The organism is Candidatus Oscillochloris fontis, from assembly GCF_004138135.1.
Lineage (GTDB): Bacteria > Chloroflexota > Chloroflexia > Chloroflexales > Chloroflexaceae > Oscillochloris > Oscillochloris fontis.
In genome coordinates this window covers 1-17,205 of sequence record NZ_RYFD01000062.1, presented here as the reverse complement: position 1 = coordinate 17,205, position 17,205 = coordinate 1, and the positions used below count along the sequence as shown (strand labels likewise).

The 17,205-nt window shown below is 56.7% G+C and carries 21 protein-coding genes; 4 read left to right on the top strand and 17 right to left on the bottom strand.

Annotated features, from left to right (window positions below; all coding sequences use genetic code 11):
- Window positions 1-704 precede the first annotated feature (704 nt).
- Together dnaA and scpB are read right to left on the bottom strand one after the other, a co-directional pair.
- Window positions 705-2,087, bottom strand: coding sequence for a chromosomal replication initiator protein DnaA (gene dnaA / locus EKD03_RS16595; RefSeq protein ID WP_129633302.1), 1,383 nt, complete (start codon window positions 2,085-2,087; stop codon window positions 705-707).
- A 612-nt stretch (window positions 2,088-2,699) separates the two neighbouring features.
- Window positions 2,700-3,230: an SMC-Scp complex subunit ScpB gene (gene scpB / locus EKD03_RS16590; protein WP_129633300.1), complete on the bottom strand. Its 531-nt coding sequence runs from the start codon at window positions 3,228-3,230 to the stop codon at window positions 2,700-2,702.
- Between the two features lie 87 nt (window positions 3,231-3,317).
- On the opposite strand from scpB, the gene EKD03_RS16585 reads away from it, so the two are divergent.
- Entirely contained in the window at window positions 3,318-4,643 is a 1,326-nt protein-coding gene (locus EKD03_RS16585; RefSeq protein WP_129633298.1) for an ABC transporter permease, read from the top strand.
- Window positions 4,644-4,685: 42 nt separating this feature from the next.
- On the opposite strand, the gene EKD03_RS16580 is transcribed toward EKD03_RS16585, so the two are convergent.
- On the bottom strand, window positions 4,686-4,937 hold the full coding sequence (locus EKD03_RS16580; RefSeq protein ID WP_129633296.1) for a hypothetical protein: 252 nt from the start codon (window positions 4,935-4,937) through the stop codon (window positions 4,686-4,688).
- 148 nt (window positions 4,938-5,085) lie between these two features.
- On the opposite strand from EKD03_RS16580, the gene EKD03_RS16575 reads away from it, so the two are divergent.
- Genes EKD03_RS16575 through EKD03_RS16565 form a run of 3 tightly spaced genes read left to right on the top strand, consistent with a single transcriptional unit; the run spans window position 5,086 to window position 7,009 of the window.
- Window positions 5,086-5,664, top strand: coding sequence for a sigma-70 family RNA polymerase sigma factor (locus EKD03_RS16575; protein ID WP_129633294.1), 579 nt, complete (start codon window positions 5,086-5,088; stop codon window positions 5,662-5,664).
- On the top strand, window positions 5,640-6,107 hold the full coding sequence (locus tag EKD03_RS16570; RefSeq protein ID WP_129633292.1) for a hypothetical protein: 468 nt from the start codon (window positions 5,640-5,642) through the stop codon (window positions 6,105-6,107). The genes EKD03_RS16575 and EKD03_RS16570 overlap by 25 nt, the downstream gene beginning before the upstream one ends.
- Window positions 6,104-7,009: a bactofilin family protein gene (locus EKD03_RS16565; protein ID WP_129633290.1), complete on the top strand. Its 906-nt coding sequence runs from the start codon at window positions 6,104-6,106 to the stop codon at window positions 7,007-7,009. The genes EKD03_RS16570 and EKD03_RS16565 overlap by 4 nt, the downstream gene beginning before the upstream one ends.
- Here the strand turns inward: EKD03_RS16565 and EKD03_RS16560 are convergent.
- From EKD03_RS16560 to EKD03_RS16490, 14 genes are all read right to left on the bottom strand, one after another.
- Window positions 7,001-7,726: a Yip1 family protein gene (locus EKD03_RS16560; RefSeq protein WP_129633288.1), complete on the bottom strand. Its 726-nt coding sequence runs from the start codon at window positions 7,724-7,726 to the stop codon at window positions 7,001-7,003. The two genes, EKD03_RS16565 and EKD03_RS16560, sit on opposite strands and share 9 nt — an antisense overlap.
- Window positions 7,727-7,729: 3 nt before the next feature.
- Complete coding sequence (locus tag EKD03_RS16555) at window positions 7,730-8,458, bottom strand: Yip1 family protein (protein ID WP_129633286.1); 729 nt, start codon at window positions 8,456-8,458, stop codon at window positions 7,730-7,732.
- Window positions 8,459-8,538: 80 nt separating this feature from the next.
- The gene (locus tag EKD03_RS16550; protein ID WP_129633284.1) at window positions 8,539-8,847 is read right to left on the bottom strand and encodes a hypothetical protein; all 309 of its coding nucleotides are present in this window, start codon (window positions 8,845-8,847) and stop codon (window positions 8,539-8,541) included.
- Entirely contained in the window at window positions 8,844-9,095 is a 252-nt protein-coding gene (locus EKD03_RS16545; RefSeq protein WP_238613562.1) for a hypothetical protein, read from the bottom strand. Before EKD03_RS16545 ends, EKD03_RS16550 begins: the two co-directional genes overlap by 4 nt.
- A 29-nt stretch (window positions 9,096-9,124) precedes the next feature.
- A complete protein-coding gene (gene cas4 / locus EKD03_RS16540) occupies window positions 9,125-9,637 on the bottom strand; it encodes a CRISPR-associated protein Cas4 (RefSeq protein WP_129633282.1) in 513 nt (170 codons plus the stop codon).
- Window positions 9,634-9,882 carry a hypothetical protein gene (locus EKD03_RS16535; protein WP_129633280.1) on the bottom strand — a complete coding sequence of 83 codons (249 nt, stop codon included), beginning with the start codon at window positions 9,880-9,882 and terminating at the stop codon, window positions 9,634-9,636. Before EKD03_RS16535 ends, cas4 begins: the two co-directional genes overlap by 4 nt.
- A gap of 3 nt (window positions 9,883-9,885) precedes the next feature.
- Window positions 9,886-11,013, bottom strand: a complete 1,128-nt coding sequence (locus EKD03_RS16530; protein ID WP_129633278.1) for a M50 family metallopeptidase — start codon at window positions 11,011-11,013, stop codon at window positions 9,886-9,888.
- Window positions 11,014-11,249: 236 nt separating this feature from the next.
- Window positions 11,250-12,143: a phosphatidate cytidylyltransferase gene (locus tag EKD03_RS16520; protein ID WP_274542421.1), complete on the bottom strand. Its 894-nt coding sequence runs from the start codon at window positions 12,141-12,143 to the stop codon at window positions 11,250-11,252.
- On the bottom strand, window positions 12,097-12,828 hold the full coding sequence (locus tag EKD03_RS16515; RefSeq protein ID WP_129633273.1) for an isoprenyl transferase: 732 nt from the start codon (window positions 12,826-12,828) through the stop codon (window positions 12,097-12,099). The genes EKD03_RS16520 and EKD03_RS16515 overlap by 47 nt, the downstream gene beginning before the upstream one ends.
- Before the next feature lie 66 nt (window positions 12,829-12,894).
- The gene (gene frr / locus EKD03_RS16510) at window positions 12,895-13,452 is read right to left on the bottom strand and encodes a ribosome recycling factor (RefSeq protein ID WP_129633271.1); all 558 of its coding nucleotides are present in this window, start codon (window positions 13,450-13,452) and stop codon (window positions 12,895-12,897) included.
- Window positions 13,449-14,186 (bottom strand): UMP kinase, encoded by a 738-nt coding sequence (gene pyrH, locus EKD03_RS16505; protein WP_129633269.1) that lies wholly within the window; start codon window positions 14,184-14,186, stop codon window positions 13,449-13,451. The genes frr and pyrH overlap by 4 nt, the downstream gene beginning before the upstream one ends.
- Before the next feature lie 69 nt (window positions 14,187-14,255).
- Complete coding sequence (tsf, locus tag EKD03_RS16500) at window positions 14,256-14,783, bottom strand: translation elongation factor Ts (RefSeq protein WP_129633267.1); 528 nt, start codon at window positions 14,781-14,783, stop codon at window positions 14,256-14,258.
- A 90-nt stretch (window positions 14,784-14,873) separates the two neighbouring features.
- Window positions 14,874-15,593, bottom strand: a complete 720-nt coding sequence (gene rpsB, locus EKD03_RS16495) for a 30S ribosomal protein S2 (protein WP_129633265.1) — start codon at window positions 15,591-15,593, stop codon at window positions 14,874-14,876.
- Window positions 15,594-15,759: 166 nt separating this feature from the next.
- On the bottom strand, window positions 15,760-16,803 hold the full coding sequence (locus tag EKD03_RS16490) for a hypothetical protein (protein ID WP_129633263.1): 1,044 nt from the start codon (window positions 16,801-16,803) through the stop codon (window positions 15,760-15,762).
- Window positions 16,804-17,205 lie beyond the last annotated feature (402 nt).

Below are 17,205 nucleotides of genomic sequence, written 5' to 3'. Positions count from 1 at the left end.
AACGCCCGTGTTGGTTGGGGGGCGATGATTTCCAGCGTTTTGATGACACCACATCGCGTAGCTTGAGGGGTATAGGGGCGCATCGCGATGCGCCCTGCCCGTGCGCCCCGACAATGATGCCGCATCCCGTGGGCGCGTCACGACGCGCCCCTACGCCCCTTTGGGTTGCCCGATACCCTTCCATCCTCTGCGCACCTCTGTGTCCTCTGCGGTAGAAGAATACCATGCCCCGGTTATTCACCGCTGAGGACGCCGAGGTGCGCAGAGGAAAAACCATCGCAACAACGCCCCCTCTGCGTCCCTCTGCCTCCTCTGCGGTTGATCTGGCTTACCGCAGAGGACGCCGAGGTGCGCAGAGGAAAAACCATCGCAACAACGCCCCCTCTGCGTCCCTCTGTGTCCTCTGCGGTAGAAGAATACCATGCCCCGGTTATTCACCGCAGAGGACGCCGAGGTGCGCAGAGGAAACACCATCGCAACAACGCCCCCTCTGCGTCCCTCTGCCTTCTCTGCGGTAGAAGAATACCATGCCCCGGTTATTCACCGCCGAGGACGCCGAGGTGCGCAGAGGAAACACCACCGCAACAACGCCCCCTCTGCGTCCCTCTGTGGTCAACCAACGCAGCCGCATCACGCCGCGCCCACATCTCCAAGAAACAGCAAAGCGGGGCGCAGAATCCTGCGCCCCGCTTTGCTCGCAAAACCTACGCGGCCTGATTGTACAGCCGCTCGCGGATACTCAAGATCTCATTGCGTAAGCGGTTATCGGTGTTGATCTCTTCAGAGATCTTATCGCAGCCATACATCACCGTCGTATGGTCGCGCCCGCCGAGCAACTTACCAATATCCACCAACGAACACTCCGTCTCCTCGCGCAGCAGATACATCGCCACCTGACGCGGCACAACGATATTGCGTGAACGTCCACGCCCCTGCAAGATGCGCAGATCAACCCCAAAGTGATCGCTGACCGCCATAATGACCTGATCCGGGGTGATCCGGCGGCGGCGCGTATTTCCTAGCAGATCGGCGAGTGCGCTGGTGGCCACATCTACATTGATTGGTAGCCCGTGCAGTTCGGCAAATGCGGCCACCCGGTTGAGGCTCCCCTCTAGTTCGCGGATGTTGCTCTGCACCTTGTGGGCGAGGAAGTCTATCACCTCGTTCGGAATCGCCACATTCATCTGCTCACCCTTGGTGCGCAGAATCGCCGTGCGGGTCTCAAGATCAGGCGGCTGGATGTCGGCGATCAGCCCCCACTCGAAGCGCGAACGTAACCGCTCCTCAAGTGTCGGGATGGCCTTGGGCGGCTTATCCGAACTGATTACAATATGCTTGGCAGCCGAGTGGAGTGTGTTGAAGGTATGGAAGAACTCTTCCTGGGTTCCCTCTTTGCCTGCAATAAACTGGATGTCATCTACCAATAGCACATCAATATTGCGGTAGCGCATGCGGAATTCTTCCGTCTGCTGCCGCCGAATAGCATTGATCATGTCATTCGTAAACTTCTCACTCGATACATAGAGCACATTGATCTCAGGATCACGATCAAGCACATAGTTGCCAATCGCATGCAGCAAGTGGGTCTTGCCGAGCCCTACTCCCCCGTAGAGGAAGAGCGGGTTGTAGTGTTGGCCAGGATTATCGGCAACCGCCAGACATGCTGCATGGGCCAGCCGATTGCTTGATCCGACAATGAAGCGCGAGAAGGTGTATTTTGGATTGAGCATCCCGGTGCGCATCGCGCTCGATAGATCAAGCTGTACTGCCCGATCACTGCTCTCACTCTCCTCACTGGCAGGCTCTAAGAGCGGGCCATAGTTCTCATTCCGGTTGGCCACGCCATTGGCGATCACGACCCGAACTTGTACCGGGTAGCCGACAACATCGCCCAATGACCGCCGCACCGGGGCCATAAAACGGTTCTCTAGCCCCTCCTTATGGAAGGTTGAGGCGGTGCCCACGGTTGCTAACCCGCCATCAAGCGCGAGTAGTGTGGTGCCACGCAGCCATGTCTCATAATCTTGTCGCGAAGTCTGGAGTTGAATGGCGCCAAGCGCTGCCTGCCAGATTTGCGTGAGATTCACGATTGCCTGCCTTTAGGCGCAAAAATCCAGGGACGAATGCCCCGAAGTGATGCACCCTGCATGAAGCGGCTTTCGCCTGTTGAAATTCCGAAGATAGAGCACCCGACGCCGGGCCAGGTTCGCTCCTTGCCCGTCACGTCATCGCGCTGGGGAAGGCGGCAAGCGCCTCGTGGTATGTTGCTGATCATACTCGATCATGTCTAAGTTTTCAAGCTATACCGTATGCCGAATCCATAAGGGATACTTATAGTCTGTGCCATTCATCTACAGGGCTTACCTAGGATAAGAGTGGGCGATCTTCCCACCGATGTAGATAACCTTGTCTCCCGCCATGTGGATAACTCTTCCGACTGTCATTACTTTCACCACGCTTGTAGCGCATTACAAAAACCTCTAGACCCATGTCAGTGTTCCACAACTCTTCGCAGATGACATGTGGAAAACATGCGGTCATCTGTGGAGAAGGTGTGGGCTTCTGCTTTGTCGCTTCTCGACCACCTCTGCTGCAGGTTCGGAGGCGGTTCGTCGCTCCCGACGATCTTTTGTGTTGTTTTTTTGCGGCACAGCCGCCAAAAAACAACACAAAGTGGGGCATGGGTTGCCCATGCCTAATTATATGGGCAACTCCATCGCGGGTAGATCGGCCAAGCTGGTTAAGCCGAAGTGTTGTAAGAAGAGCGGCGTTGTCGTGTAGAGAATGGGGCGTCCGGCTGTTTCAAGCCGACCCGCCTCGCTAATCAGATCTCGTGCCAATAACGCACGCAGGGTTCCGCTACTATCTACGCCGCGCACCGCGTCAATCTGGGCGCGCGTGAGTGGTTGGCGATACGCAATGATCGCCAATACCTCTAGCGCTGCCGCCGAGAGCCGCCCGTTGGCCTCTACCCCTAAAAAGCGGGCGATGACCCGCGCACTCTCCGGCGCACTGACCAGTTGTACCAGATCTTCATGCCGTTGTACCCGGATGCCGCGATGAATACACTGTGCCTCTAACTCAGCGATTGCGGCTCCAATAGCCGCTTCGTCCAATTCTAGTGCCCGCCCGATCTGCCCTACGCTGATCGCTTCGCCAGCCACGAAGAGCAGGCTCTCGATCAACTGGAGCGGGCTGGGTGTCACAGTGAGAGAAGGTTGATGTTGCATAGCTTCTTCAACAAATGACCACAACCAAGCACGTTGCTCTTATGCTATCATACTCTTCGAGAAGAGTGCAGAGAAAGGAAGACCCCCATGCCCGAGCGCCGCCGGGGCATCACCCGCCGCCAGGTCATCGCTGGTTTTTTCGTTCTGATCGGTCTGCTGATGCTGGTAACCTATCTGCCTCAGTTGACCGATACGAAACCTACGTTGAGTAAACTCATCTTTGGCATCCCAGGGCCTGTCCTCCCCGTTCCTACCGCCCCGACCCAAGTTGGTATTGCCATTTTCTACGTGGTTGCTGGCGGGTTGGCGCTTGTTACCCGTTCGCCTTCATTGGCTTCTCGTCCCTCCGACACAACCCACAAGCCCCAGATAAGCGCTCGTACCCGCGTGAGTACCGCGATGCTCTGGGCGAGTGCGGTGCTGCTCTTCCCCATGATCCTGATCTGGGCCACCGCCGGTAAGCAGGCCAATGTGGTCGTTATCATCATCGAGACACTCCGCTCAGGAACCCCGATAGCGCTCGGCGCACTGGCCGGAATCTATGCCGAACGCTCTGGGGTGGTCAATATTGCTATCGAGGGCATGATGCTTACCGGTGCGGCCTTCGGCTTTGCTGCCTATGTTGCGACCGGCAATATCTGGTTTGGTGTCTTGGCCGCGCTGTTACTCGGTGGCCTGATTGCGCTCCTCCACGGCTTGCTCTCGATCAGTTTTAAGGTTGATCAGGTTGTGAGTGGCACCGTGATCAATATTCTGGCGATAGGGGTCACTGGGTATATGCGTCGCCAGTATATTATCCCCAAGGTTTCAGCTATTCAGACCGCGAACACTGGCCAGAGCCTCGCGACGTTGCCTGAAATCAGCATTCCTGGCCTCGCCGAAATCCCCATCCTTGGCCCGATCTTCTTTATTGGTAAGCCGATCTTCTTCTCGATGCTCATCTTGGTGCTGCTTACCCACATCGTTCTCTTCTATACCCGTTGGGGCTTGCGTACCCGTGCCGTCGGTGAGAATCCCCGCGCCGCTGATACGGTCGGGATCAATGTTAGTCGTACCCGCTATATCAATATCACCATCTCAGGGATGATTGCTGGCCTTGGTGGGGCGTGGCTCTCACTCGAAAAGGTCGGGGGTTTTGATGATGGGATGACCGCAGGCAAGGGCTTTATTGCACTTGCCGCGATGATCTTTGGTAATTGGACGCCCTTTGGCGCGTTTGGTGGTTCGATGTTGTTTGGTTTTTCTGAGGCACTGGGGATTCGTTTCCAGATGCTGAAGGTTGAACTCTTCGGTGGCCCAGTACCAACTCAGTTCCTCCAGATGTTACCCTATGTTTTGACCGTGATCGTACTTGCCGGTCTGATCGGGCGCTCTGTCGGCCCGGCAGCAGCAGGTAAACCCTATGAGAAGTAGACCGCAGGAGACAGAATGGCGATGCTGCCTCTTGCGGTCTTATTACAGCCCCTCGGCTTCCATCCAGCTCTGTACGTCAGCGTCGGAGGGAGCCGGGTTGCCACCGGGAATATAACGGTAGCGATCACCATAGCCATCCATGACGCTGTTGCGCAGCGCTTCGGCCTCAGGAGTGGCCTCGGTGTCGGGGACTTTGATCACCGTACCGCTCTCAAGGTCGAGATAAAAACTATATGCTGGGTCAGTCTCGGCCAGTGCGGCGCGGATCTGTTCGCGATTGTAGCTCCCTGCCACTGCTCCCTCCCAACCTGCCTGATGGGGTTTGTTAACCCTCAAGATACAACGTATGCTTCCTGATGGTACACGATGCTGCGTAGTTGTGCAAGTCTGAAACCTTTGTCGCTCTGATGCGTACCATGCTTTGGAGCAGGGGAGTTACGCGATGGATCTCTTGGCTGAGGAGGCGCTGATCACTCGCCGTGCGAAGTCCGGGGATCAAGCGGCATTTGCTGATCTGGTCAATCGCTATACCGGGGCGCTCTATAATCAAGCCTACCGTATGCTTGGGAATGCCCAAGAGGCGGAAGATGCGGTGCAAGAGGTGTTTTTGCGTGCCTATCGCCGCTTAGATACGTATGACTCAAGCCGCCGTTTTGTCACCTGGCTCTTAACTATTGGCTCCAATTACTGTATTGATCGCCTGCGACGACGGCGTATGAATTGGCTGACCCTGGATGATGTGGCCTTCTGGTTGACGAGTAACGAAGCTGGCCCGGAACGCCGCGCCCTAGAGAGCGAACAGCAAGATACGGTGCAGCAGGCGCTCCAAACCTTGCCCGAAGGCTACCGAAGTGTTACCTTCCTGCGCTATTGGCATGATCTCTCGTACCTAGAGATTGCTGAGATGTTGAATCTGACCGAAGCGACGGTTAAGACCCGCTTGCATCGCGCTCGTAAAATGTTACGCCATGTTTTGTGTACGGATGGAGAGGAATCATGGGAGACCAAAATGCTCACCTGACACCCGAGGAGTTGCTCGTAGTTGCCGAGGAGGAGACGCGCCGCTTGCTCGCCCGTTATGGCCAACCTGTGCCGCTTGATCCGCCTCCCGATCTGGCTGGTCGGGTGATTGCCTCCCTCGCTACCCCACACCCCACGCCAACTAGCCGTCTGCGCCGTATCTATGGTACGGTGGTCTCGGTCTTCTTCGTGGCGCTGATCAGCTTGGGCAGTTGGGGTATCCTACTCGATAGTAGTGGTCCGGCCAGTCTCTTTGACGACCTCAGCAGCGGTCTCGGCGATTTCTTCTTGTTCCTGACCCTTGCGGCCAAGCCGTTGATCAATCTGGTGCTGACTGCTGGGGTGGCAACCTTGGGCATCATCGCGGTGATTATGGCTGGTGGCTGGATCTGGTGGCAACTTGTCCACTATGAGGGCCGGGTGCGGCTGGAGGCACACCTATGAGACGCTGGATGGGCTGGCTGGTTGTACTGATGCTGGCTCTGGCGCTTGCGCCGCGCCCGGCGCTGGCCCAGGGGCCTGAACCGATCATTGTGGCTGCCGATCAGGTCGTGCAGGGTGATCTCGCAGCCGTCGGGCGTCCGCTCCTGATTGCGGGCCGCGTCGAGGGCGATGTGACCAGTTGGAGTAGCTCGATCACGATCCTCGGTACGGTCAATGGTGATGTGGTCAGTTATGCTGGGCACATCAAACTCGGCCCCGATGCCCATGTGACGGGCAATATCTTAGCGCTGGGGGGGGGGGTGACGCGCACTAACCCGACCCAGGTGGCAGGGCGGGTGCTTGGTGAGCAGGTTACAGCGGGTGGCTTGCTGCTGGCTGATATGGCAATGCTCTTCCGCCCCGGTTCTGATGGCGAACTCGGCAATATTCCTCTGCCGCTGGTCAGCTTCGTTCTGACACTTCTTGGCCTGTTGCTGACTCTCGCCTGCGCCACGGTCTGGCCGCACCGTACCCTGGGGGTGAGCCGGGTCTTACAGCAGGCTCCGGCTCGTTCGGCGCTGCTGGGGGTGCTTACCACGCTCCTGTTGGCTCTGATCGGGTTGGTCGTTGCCGGGCTGCTGGCGCTGACTCTGATCGGGCTGCCGCTGTTGCTGCCACTCTTCCTGTTGCTCCAAACGCCATATCTCTTCGCTCTGGCCGGGGTAGCGCGATCAGTCGCTACCCGCATTCGCCTGCCTGAATCTAGCGCCCTGATCCTGGGGACGGCTCTGCTCCTTATTCCGCTCGGCATGGTTGGGGCAATCGCCCCGCTCTGGAGTCTGGTGCTCTTTTATCTCCTGGCCAGTATTGGCCTCGGCGCAACCATTCTCAGCCGTGGCGGGGCGTATGCACTTTCAGCCTAGCGCAACACTCATAAAGAACAGGATACAGCAACTCAGCATCAAGACTAGCCCGCCAACCAAGGGGTAGACCAGCACCGCAATCGTGGCTTTGCCGCTATCGAGGCGGTGCGCTACACTGGTGGCCATAATCAGAATGACTAGCCCCCACGCCCAGGCGATAAGACTCAGGGTTGCTCCGAAGACGGGAATGAAACTGAGTGCATCGAGGGCATGCGGGGCGACACTGAGTGCGCCCATACCAAGCATCTGGCGGATGTTGCCGGTGCCGCCGAGCTGTTGGGCGCCGATGTGCGCAAAGACCACCGCGAGCAGCAGGCTGCCTAAGTAGCTCAGGGGGGTACTGACGATCATCCCTAGTGCATGGAAGAGCAGCCCTACTGGGCGCGGGGTTGGTGTGGGTAGATTGATGATCGTCTGTACGAGATCGAGAATCGCCGGCTTATTCTCACGCAAGATCCCGATCACCACACGTTGCTCTTCCGTGGTTGCTGAGAGGGCTTGCTGTTCAATACTCTCATCAAGCGCCAGTTCAACTTGCGCCACGATGCCACTCGTATTGGCATTGCTGATGCTCGTACTGATCGCCTGCACCGTGCCAACAAGCAGGCCAACCAAGAGTACCAACATAAGGCCGCGCCGCACCACATCCGGGGATTCACGCATCCCTCGCAACAAATTTTGGTTGAGGGTAAGTGCGCCGTTAAAGGTGTCCATCATGAGTTAGTTTACCCCCTGTAGCGCCGCACTCAGCGCACCAATCACAAGGAAGGTTCCGATACAGGCGGTGATGATGACCAATACCCCCAACATGATCGGCCCAATCATGGTCGCCCAAAAGGCCCGCCAGGGTTGGAGTTGATGCGCCTCGCGGATGGCAACATAGCTGGCAATCAGGCCCAGCAGAGCGGTGCCGGCTACTTGGGCGAAGGGGACAACCTGGACAATCGCCAGTAGGTTGGCTCCTGCCGCCAATGCCGTACAGGCCATCGTCTGGCTGAAACTGGCTTGCCCCCCCAAGGCGCGCGCCATTGGATGGCTGATCAGGCTGAAGATCAGCCATCCGAGCAGCATCATCAACGGAGTGGTGATCACGCCACTCATACTGCGCCCGATGCCGCCACTGAACATCTGGATGCTCTGATTGACCTGGTTGAAGATCTGATCAAACTGGTCGGGGAAGTTGGGATCAGCCTCGCGCCGATCCTGATACCAGGGCATATCGCGTAGCCCATCGTAGACCGTCTGGCTGATCGTGGCGGCACTGGGCCGGGTGATAGCTTCCCCCAGATCGCCGATCAGGCTGGACACTCCCACCAGCAACCCGATCACCAGAATCAGCATAAAACCACGGCGCAGACCCTCCGGCGAGTCGCGCTGATCACGATAGGCTGTGGGGTTAAGGAGCAGCCCCTCAAGGCCCAAACGAATGATCTGTTGTACGGTGCCCATCGGCCCCCTCTATGTGGTAGACGCGGTGCGTTCGATCTATTCTACCATAGAGGATTTGATGGGAATTAGGTTGTCGGGGGCTAATTGGGGTCTTCGAGTGGCTTACATGTGGTACAGACACGGAAGGGAATGCCGGTTCCGACCTCGGTGTGGATATTCTCACGGCTGCCGCAATAGCGGCAGACCGAGAGATTCTCGATGTCGGCGGCACGCCAGAGTTGGGGCGCGAGGGTAATCTCTAGGTCATCCTCAAGTGAGAGAATCCCGATTTTGACACAGACTGCTGAGGGGAAAATATCTGCGACCCGGGCGAAGAGGTTCTCTTGGTAGGAATAGACCTCATCACCAACCAGGATGTCGCGCATACGGGGGTGTTGTCGGATCTTCATAGAGGTTCAAGGCGGGCGATGAGCCGGCGCAGGTCGGCATCGTCCAGCGCAAAGGGCTGTTCATCGGCAAACATCAGTGCATCAAGCACATCGGCTATGGTTTCGCTGTCGTCTTCATTGACGGTATCAACACCTTGTTCGATGGCATAAAATCGAGCAAGCGCCCATTTGGCCAATGCGGTGATACTATGTTGATCGCTTAGATGCGCCTCGATTTTAGCTATGATGTCTTGATGAGTAAGGAGCATGATACCACACTTTCATTGGTTATGCCGGGTTAGACCAGCGCATCATCACACATGTGCCGCAGCCCACAATGGGCACAGCGTTGGGGTTGGTCGTGGTTGCGTTCGACATCCTCAGCCTCAAGTGCTGTTTGCATTTCATCAAGGATGCTCAGCAGTTCGTTCCGCACAGACGGGGTATAGCGCAGTTGAAAACTCTGCTCGGCATAGCGTAGGATTCCATAGGGTGGAGCTTGGCCAGTGGTCTCTTCGATCAACAGGCAGTAGGCGGCCAGTTGCATCAGGTCGGAGTGGTAGGGCTGGCGTGCGGTGCGGCTCGGCTTCACCTCAATCGGGATCTGGCGCCCGTGACGTTCGATGATATAGTCGGGTTTGCCGCTGAGGTGGTAGCGCCGTGACACGAGGGTGCGTGCGGGCGAGTGCCCGATTTGGGCATCGTCGCTGAGGATGGGTGCCCAGGGGATACCCGTTGCGGCTCGTGTACGCAGAGCGAGAATGAGCATTGCAACCGCGAGGACGATCAGCGCGATGGCGAGGGTGGTCATAGAGCGAGGAAGTGGCGTTGCGCCGCGCCGACGAGCAGGAGCAAGCCGCCCAGCAGCAGCAAGAGTGTCGCGAGCCAGAGTAGCGCACTGCTGCGGGCGACGCTCTGGCTATGGCGGGCGTGGCGCAGGGTGCCTGCGTAGAGGTGCTGCGCCTGACCTTCACCAGTACGCACCCCCACCACGCGCCGCAGCCACCAAGCGCGGGCACAGAAGAGATACTCACCTACTTCACTCGCCCGAATCATGGGTTAATTCCCTAGCACAGGTGTCCCCTGAAAGGCATTGATCACATCATTGACGGTGATCACCAGCATCAGGCTCATGAGGGCGACGAAGCCGAAGGCATGCACCAGGGCTTCCTTTTCAGGTGGAACCTTCTTGCCTCCACGCAACCACTCAATAATCGCAAAGATGATGTGGCTACCATCAAGCGCCGGGATCGGCAACAGGTTGAGCAAGAAGAGATTCAGGCTCAGGATGGCGGTCAGGTTCCAGAAGGCCAGGAACCCACCGGGTTGCTGGATCACCTCGCCGGTGGCACGGGCGATGCCAATGGGGCCAATCGGCTCACCGGCGGGCGAGGGAGTTGGCGAGAAGATGCCGCCAATCGCTGCGGGTAGCGAGGCGAGCGAGCGCAGCATCTGGCCGGTCAGATCGATGCTGTAGGTGGTACCCATCCAGAGCGCCGCTAACGGGTTCACCTGCTCAATCACCACATAGGGCGAATAGCTAAACCCGAAGCCAAGTTCGTAACTCGCCCCATCGGGGCTTCTCCAGGGGCCAGGGGTCACGGTGAGCGCTACCTCCTGACCATCACGCAGCACCACGGCTGGGATCGGCTCTCCACCACTCTGGCGCGCTGCCTGACCGATCATGTCACTACTGGTGAGTGCCAAGCCATCAAGGCTGAGCAGAACATCACCGACCTGGATCCCCGCTGCGGCGGCGGGAGTATCCTCAAAGACCGCGCCGATCTGCTGACCCGGCATTGGCCGGGGCACCCCCTGAAGGGCAAAAATGACCCCAAAGACCGCCATGGCCAGCACGAGGTTCATGAGCGGGCCGGCGATCATCACCAGAATCTTGCGCCACGGGGTTGCGGCGGCCAAGCTGCCCCCAGCACCATACAGACTATCCTCTTTGCCCTCATCATTACTTGCAAAACGTACAAAACCACCCAGGGGCAGCCAATTGAGCGTATACTTCACACCTTTATGCTCAAACATCACCAAGGCACGCGGTGGGTAGCCGATTCCAAACTCCTCAACCTTGATCCCCATCCAGATGGCGGTCAGAAAATGGCCTAGTTCATGCACAAGAACTAATATTACCAACATTAATAAAAAGGCACCGATTGAGATCAGGGTTGTGGTCATTGAACTACTCCAGAGGTAGATTTGGATCGTGGTATGGGGTTGGTGTCCAACGTCCACCTCCGGTGGAGGTCTGGGGTGGCTGCGCCCCAGACCTGCTTTTTTCTCATCTATTGGCGGCTAAGCCGCCAATAGATGAGAAAAAAAGTTCTTCGGGGGAGGCAAAGCCTCCCCCGAACCCCCGCCGGGAGGCTGAGGTTGCCCATACCATGCAAAAAATATAGAAACAGTGTACGAGATCACGAACCCAGAGTCAATAGAATCAGATAATAGATGACGGGGGCAGTAAAGATGAGGGAATCAATGCGATCCAGAATTCCACCGTGGCCGGGGATGAGTTGGCCGGAATCCTTGATCCCAATCTGGCGTTTGATCAATGATTCGACCAGATCACCAATCGGGCCAGCGATACCCGCAGCGGCACCGATCAAGGCGGCAGCGGCATAACTGATCGGCAAGCCAAGCAAGAGCGTCGCCAGCATGGCGGTCAGCACCGAGGTGACAAAGCCACCGACCGCACCCTCCCAACTCTTCTTGGGGCTGAGGATGGGGGCCATGCGATGCTTTCCGAAGGCGCGCCCGACAAAATAGGCAGCGGTATCCTGGAGCCATGTCACAGCTAAGACGAGGAGAATCCAAGAGGTTGCGGGGGGAATATGCAGGAAGGTCAACCACCCATCACGCAGGGGAGTATGGAGTTGAGCCAGCAGGATGAAGTAACTGAGCAAGCCACCGATATAGTAGGCTCCGGCGAAGGTCAGTGCCCAATTGACGAGACTCGTACTGCGATCACGCGGAAAGATCTCATAGGTCAACGCGAAGAGGATCGAGATTCCGATCACCGCCTCACCGAGATCAAGCGGAATCACATCTTGGAACGCCGCCGCGCCACAGAGGAGCAGACTGATGGTAACCCCAACCGACAGCCGAGGTGCATAGCCACCACGCTGCATAATCCCATACAACTCGATGGTGGCCAGTACCGCACTGAACCCAACCAAGATCGCCGCAGACCAGTACCACCAGGCGGCAGCGATCACGATTGGAATCAGGACAGAGACACTGGCGACACGGAGTGCCAGGGAGCTAGCTTTGCTCGGAGAGTCCGCCGAAGCGGCGTTCGCGCCGTCCATAATCGCGTATTGCCTGATGGATATGCTCAGACCGAAAATCGGGCCAGAGAACAGGAGTAAACCAATACTCGCTATAGGCCGCCTGCCAGATCATGAAATTGGAGATACGGCGCTCGCCACTAGTACGAATCACAATGTCGGGGTCGGGCATCCCGCGTGTATAGAGATGATCACTGATCATCTGCTCATCAATCTCTTCGGGGCGTACCCCCGCAGTGATCAACTCACGGGTTGCGTCAACGATATCGGCGCGCCCGCCATAATTAAAGGCGACCGCCAAGGTGAGGCCAGTATTATGTTGGGTGAGATCGAGCGCATACTGCACTTTACGGCGCAAGCGTGGGCTCAAGCCACTCAGCCGCCCCAAGTGGCGCAGGCGCACTTGCTGGGCATGCAAATTCTTGGTTTCGCGATCAATAAAATCGCCCAAGATCTGCATCAGCCCTTGCACCTCAAGCGAGGGGCGGTTCCAATTCTCGGTCGAGAAGGCATAGATCGTCAGGTAGCGCACCCCGATCTGGTCGCACTCACTGACAATACTACGAATATTCTCGGTGCCGGCACGATGGCCTGCCATGCGCGGCTGACCGCGCTGCTGCGCCCAACGCCCATTACCATCCATAATAATGGCGATATGGGCGGGGATGCGCGGCACCCCTTCGAGCGTGCTCTCGGTGCTGCTCATGGCCTTCTCTGGTATGCTGACGGTAGGCACAATCACCACATAAAATAGCAGACAGCGCTGGAGGCGCTAGACCGCCAAGACTTCGGCTTCCTTCTCACTGCCGATCTGTTCAAGATCTTTAGTGGTGCGATCCGTGAGTTGCTGAATGCGTTCCTGCCCACGATGCAGGTCATCCTCGCTAATCAGTTTCTCTTCTTCAAGCTGTTTGAGATCGTCCATCGCCTCACGACGCTGGTTCCGTACCGAGATCTTCACCTCTTCAACCCGATGGCGCACCATCTTGACCATTTCGCGGCGGCGTTCTTCGGTAAGTTGGGGCACTGCCAAGCGGATGACGCGACCATCGTTGCCGGGGTTAATCCCCAGATCCGAATTCTGGATCGCCTTCTCAATCACCTTGATCATCCCATTATCAAAGGGTTGGATGACAATCAAGCGCGATTCAGGAATACTAATATTGGCGAGTTGGTTAAGCGACATATGGGTGCCATAGGCTTCAACCTGTAGATGCTCAACCATCCCACTTGATGCGCGACCGGTACGGATCGTCGCGAGGTTATGCTTGAGTGCCTCGGTTGCCTTGCGCATACTTGCTTCAAATTCGCTCAGTACATCGTTGATCATCGCGCCTCTCCTAGATCGTTGCTCACCAGCGTGCCAACCTGTTCGCCCATGACGATCCGTTCAATCGTCCCTGCGGCAAGGGCATTAAAGACAATAATCGGGATGCGATTATCCATACAGAAGGTGAGGGCGGTACTATCCATCACCGCAAGCCCCCGGTTGAGTGCGTCCATGTAGGTGATATGGTCGAAGCGCACCGCCGTCGGATCACGGCGGGGATCAGCATTATAGATCCCATCCACCCCATTCTTGGCCATCAGGATGACCTCGGCATGGACTTCGGCTGCCCGCAGTGCGGCGGCTGAGTCGGTGGTAAAGTAGGGGTTGCCGGTACCGCCACCGAAGATAACCACGCGCCCCTTCTCCATATGTCGCGTAGCGCGGCGTCGGATGTAGGGTTCAGCGACCTCGTCCATCTTCAACGCCGTCATTGCGCGGGTAAAGAGGCCGTGCTGTTCGAGCACATCCTGCATCGCCAAGGCGTTGATCACGGTTGCCAGCATCCCCATATAGTGGGATTGGGCCGTATCCATACCGCGCTCAATAGACTGATTACCGCGCCAGATATTGCCGCCGCCGATCACCACCGCAACCTGCACTCCGTGCCGAACGACCTTCTCGATCTCTTGGGCCAGAAAATCGAGCATCGTATAGCTGACGCTCTCACCGTCATCGCCCTTGATCTGCTCGCCGCTCAGTTTGATCAGAATGCGCCGGTATTTTGGTTCTTGCATAGAATATGAAGAAGGCAGGAGGCGGGGCCGTTTGGAATGCCCTCCCCTCCCGCCTCCGGCCTCCTGCTCTTAGGCACCGACCTCGTAGCGCACGAAGCGACGAACGACGACGTTCTCACCGAACTTGGCGATGGCCTCTTTGAGCTTCTCTTCGATGGTGCGCGATGGCTCCTTGACGAAGGGCTGGGCGAGAAGCACATTCTCCTCAACGAACTTCTCGCGGGTCTGACCGCTCTCGGCCACGACCTCATCACTCACCTGATCAACCGTGATGTAGCGCGGGTTGAGCGCGACGACATGCTGGGCAATATCGTTGGCCAACTTGCCAAACTCCTCGGTACGCCCGACAAAGTCCGTCTCACAACTAAGTTCAACGATGCCCACAATACGCGAGCCAAAGTGAACATAGACCCCGATCAGCCCCTCGTTGGCCTCGCGGGTTGCCTTCTTGGCGGCGGCCTCAATCCCGCGCTCGCGCAGGATTTCGATGGCCTTATTCATGTCACCCGCCGTCTGCTCAAGGATGTCCTTGCACTCCTTGATACCAGCGCCGGTGCGCTCACGGAGTTCCTTCACCAATTCGATAGAAATAGCCACGATCCCTCTCCTTAGATAGTCTATCAAACAGATCGGGAGGGGTTGGGCAGCGGTGAACCCGACCCAGAACCCCCTCCTCGTCCAGGTAGTTTAGTTCTCGTGCATTGACTGGCGACGATCCATACCCTCTTGGGCCGCATCGGCCATCTTGCTGGTCATCAGCCGGATACCACGGATGGCATCGTCGTTGCAGGGGATGACATAATCAATCATATCCGGGTCGCAGTTGGTATCAACCATCGCGACAACCGGTACCCCAACCTTGGTCGCCTCTTGGATGGCCAGCGACTCCTTGTGCGGATCGATCACGAAGAGCGCTCCGGGCAGGCGATCCATCGTCTTGATCCCACCGAAGACGCGGTTGAGCTTGCCGATCTCTTCTTCCAGTTTGAGACCCTCGGCCTTCGTCAGGCGGGCGAAGTCACCGCGATCACGCTGGGCTTCGAGGTCGGAGAGGCGCTTGAGACGAGCGCGGATAGTGGAGAAGTTGGTTAGGGTGCCACCGAGCCAACGCTGGGTGATGTAGTACTGGCCGGAGCGGCCAGCCTCCTCGGCGATTGCCTCTTGGGCCTGCTTCTTGGTTCCCACGAAGAGAATCTTCTCGCCACGGGCAGTCAGGTCAGCGACGAACCGATAGGCAGCCGTAACGCCAGCGACGGTCTTCTGCAAGTCAATGATGTGGATACCGTTGCGAGCGGTGAAGATGTAGGGGCGCATCTTCGGGTTCCAGCGGTTGGTCTGGTGGCCGAAGTGAGCACCGGCTTCGAGGAGGGCCTTGATCGATACGACGCGCGGGGTTTGCTGGGTCATTGCTAGACTCTTGCTCCTTAAACTTGGTTTGTACCATACCGCCACTCCCTGCTTACGGCATCCGAACCACGCAGACGTGGCAGGAGGAGATGCCCTAGGGGAGTGTGTGTATTTGGCGTGCTAGACACGCCGTCGGGTAGTATAGCATATTTTTTGGCGCGTGGTGTCATAGGAGCACTCGGTTTACAATGGTCCACACGATCACACTGATACTCCCAAGGAGTACCACAACAAGAAGTACCACGGTTCGGACTGCGCTGCCATCTCCTGTCGCTTGACGCGCACGCAGAAGATCGATCTGGTTGCTATACTCACGTATCTGCTGCTGAAGTTGCTCCATCCGGGCGTACAATGGGTCTAGGTTGGTATGGCTTGGATGGGCTTGGGCAACCTGAATGCCTAGTTCGCTGATACTGCTCTCGATCTGGCGCATAATGCTACTGATCGTTTCATTCTGCTGACGTTGCTGTTGCTTGAATTCCTCAGATTGGCGCTCAATAGGATCAAGGACTTGGCGTAGTTCGGCTTGAAGTTGGGTGATCTGCTGATCAAACACCGTAACCTCACTCATCAGAGCAACTTGCTCGCCATGTACCCGCGATATTTCGGTCTGGATGCTTTGTGATTGCCCTTGTAGCGCGATCAGTTTCTGTTCTAGGGCTGCGATGGCACCATTGAAGGTTGTTATCTGGCTCTCACGATCAGGGGCGGTTGTGTTGGCGAGTAGCGTGAGCCGCTGTTGCATTGTTTGAATTTCGGTATGGATCTTTTGTTCTTCGAGCGCAATTTGCCGCAGTTGCTTTTCACTGGCTTGGTTCGCTGAACGCATCTGATTGAGGCGGTTGTTGGTTATCTTTTGCTGATCTTGCACCGCTTTGATCCGCCCGGCGTAGTCAGCTTTGATCTGTGTGTGCTGGTTGTTCTGGCGCTGAAGTTGGGTTTCTAGAGCACCAAGTTCACTCTGCAAACGGGTACGTTCCTGAAAGAAGTTGCCAAGTATCTCGAACATATGTACATAGCTTGGGTGGATGATCTGTTGTTCCCAGGCCCGCTTTCCGAGTTCGGTGAGCAGTTGTCCGTATTGGTTTTTGACGTTTGCAAGATCATTGTTTAGTTTGATCTGCTGAAAACGACCTTTGCTGTTTGAAAAAAGAGTTGCACATGCATTGATGATTCTTTGTCGCTGAGTAGTTCCCTCAATAATCCACATCAGACCAAGTAGGCCCAATAGACCCCAGTAGATCCATAGAAGATAGGTTGTTGGAAGTATTGTAATCGCTTGCTCTTCGTTTGAATTCGCTGTTTCAACGAGCGTAGATCCAGCAACAACTGTGGTTGGATCGGATTCTACGGTTTGAACTACGGAATTAGTAGTATCTGTATTACTACTTATTGGGCTTGGTTCAACAACCTCAGTGGCATTGCCTTCTAATAGGGCTGCAATATTCGGAATAGATTCGCCACTTGCAATCGCTTCATTGCGAAATGGCTCGAATTCGACTACATTGAGATCACGATCATCAGAATAGTGATAGGGGGGTTGTGCTAGTTGAAAATTGGTTCATAGCAGGTCTGGGAGGTTGACCAAAGACCTCCGGTGTGGTATGGCTGG

What these genes read in the sequence shown, in the direction of transcription:
- scpB (WP_129633300.1), bottom strand. Translation starts at nt 3,230, where the DNA reads ATGCAACATCAACCTTCTCTCACTGTGACACCCAGCCCGCTCCAGTTG.
- EKD03_RS16585 (WP_129633298.1), top strand. Translation starts at nt 3,318, where the DNA reads ATGCCCGAGCGCCGCCGGGGCATCACCCGCCGCCAGGTCATCGCTGGT.
- EKD03_RS16575 (WP_129633294.1), top strand. Translation starts at nt 5,086, where the DNA reads ATGGATCTCTTGGCTGAGGAGGCGCTGATCACTCGCCGTGCGAAGTCC.
- EKD03_RS16570 (WP_129633292.1), top strand. Translation starts at nt 5,640, where the DNA reads ATGGGAGACCAAAATGCTCACCTGACACCCGAGGAGTTGCTCGTAGTT.
- EKD03_RS16565 (WP_129633290.1), top strand. Translation starts at nt 6,104, where the DNA reads ATGAGACGCTGGATGGGCTGGCTGGTTGTACTGATGCTGGCTCTGGCG.
- EKD03_RS16560 (WP_129633288.1), bottom strand. Translation starts at nt 7,726, where the DNA reads ATGATGGACACCTTTAACGGCGCACTTACCCTCAACCAAAATTTGTTG.
- EKD03_RS16555 (WP_129633286.1), bottom strand. Translation starts at nt 8,458, where the DNA reads ATGGGCACCGTACAACAGATCATTCGTTTGGGCCTTGAGGGGCTGCTC.
- EKD03_RS16550 (WP_129633284.1), bottom strand. Translation starts at nt 8,847, where the DNA reads ATGAAGATCCGACAACACCCCCGTATGCGCGACATCCTGGTTGGTGAT.
- EKD03_RS16545 (WP_238613562.1), bottom strand. Translation starts at nt 9,095, where the DNA reads ATGCTCCTTACTCATCAAGACATCATAGCTAAAATCGAGGCGCATCTA.
- cas4 (WP_129633282.1), bottom strand. Translation starts at nt 9,637, where the DNA reads ATGACCACCCTCGCCATCGCGCTGATCGTCCTCGCGGTTGCAATGCTC.
- EKD03_RS16535 (WP_129633280.1), bottom strand. Translation starts at nt 9,882, where the DNA reads ATGATTCGGGCGAGTGAAGTAGGTGAGTATCTCTTCTGTGCCCGCGCT.
- EKD03_RS16530 (WP_129633278.1), bottom strand. Translation starts at nt 11,013, where the DNA reads ATGACCACAACCCTGATCTCAATCGGTGCCTTTTTATTAATGTTGGTA.
- EKD03_RS16520 (WP_274542421.1), bottom strand. Translation starts at nt 12,143, where the DNA reads ATGGACGGCGCGAACGCCGCTTCGGCGGACTCTCCGAGCAAAGCTAGC.
- EKD03_RS16515 (WP_129633273.1), bottom strand. Translation starts at nt 12,828, where the DNA reads ATGAGCAGCACCGAGAGCACGCTCGAAGGGGTGCCGCGCATCCCCGCC.
- frr (WP_129633271.1), bottom strand. Translation starts at nt 13,452, where the DNA reads ATGATCAACGATGTACTGAGCGAATTTGAAGCAAGTATGCGCAAGGCA.
- pyrH (WP_129633269.1), bottom strand. Translation starts at nt 14,186, where the DNA reads ATGCAAGAACCAAAATACCGGCGCATTCTGATCAAACTGAGCGGCGAG.
- rpsB (WP_129633265.1), bottom strand. Translation starts at nt 15,593, where the DNA reads ATGACCCAGCAAACCCCGCGCGTCGTATCGATCAAGGCCCTCCTCGAA.
- EKD03_RS16490 (WP_129633263.1), bottom strand. Translation starts at nt 16,803, where the DNA reads ATGTGGATTATTGAGGGAACTACTCAGCGACAAAGAATCATCAATGCA.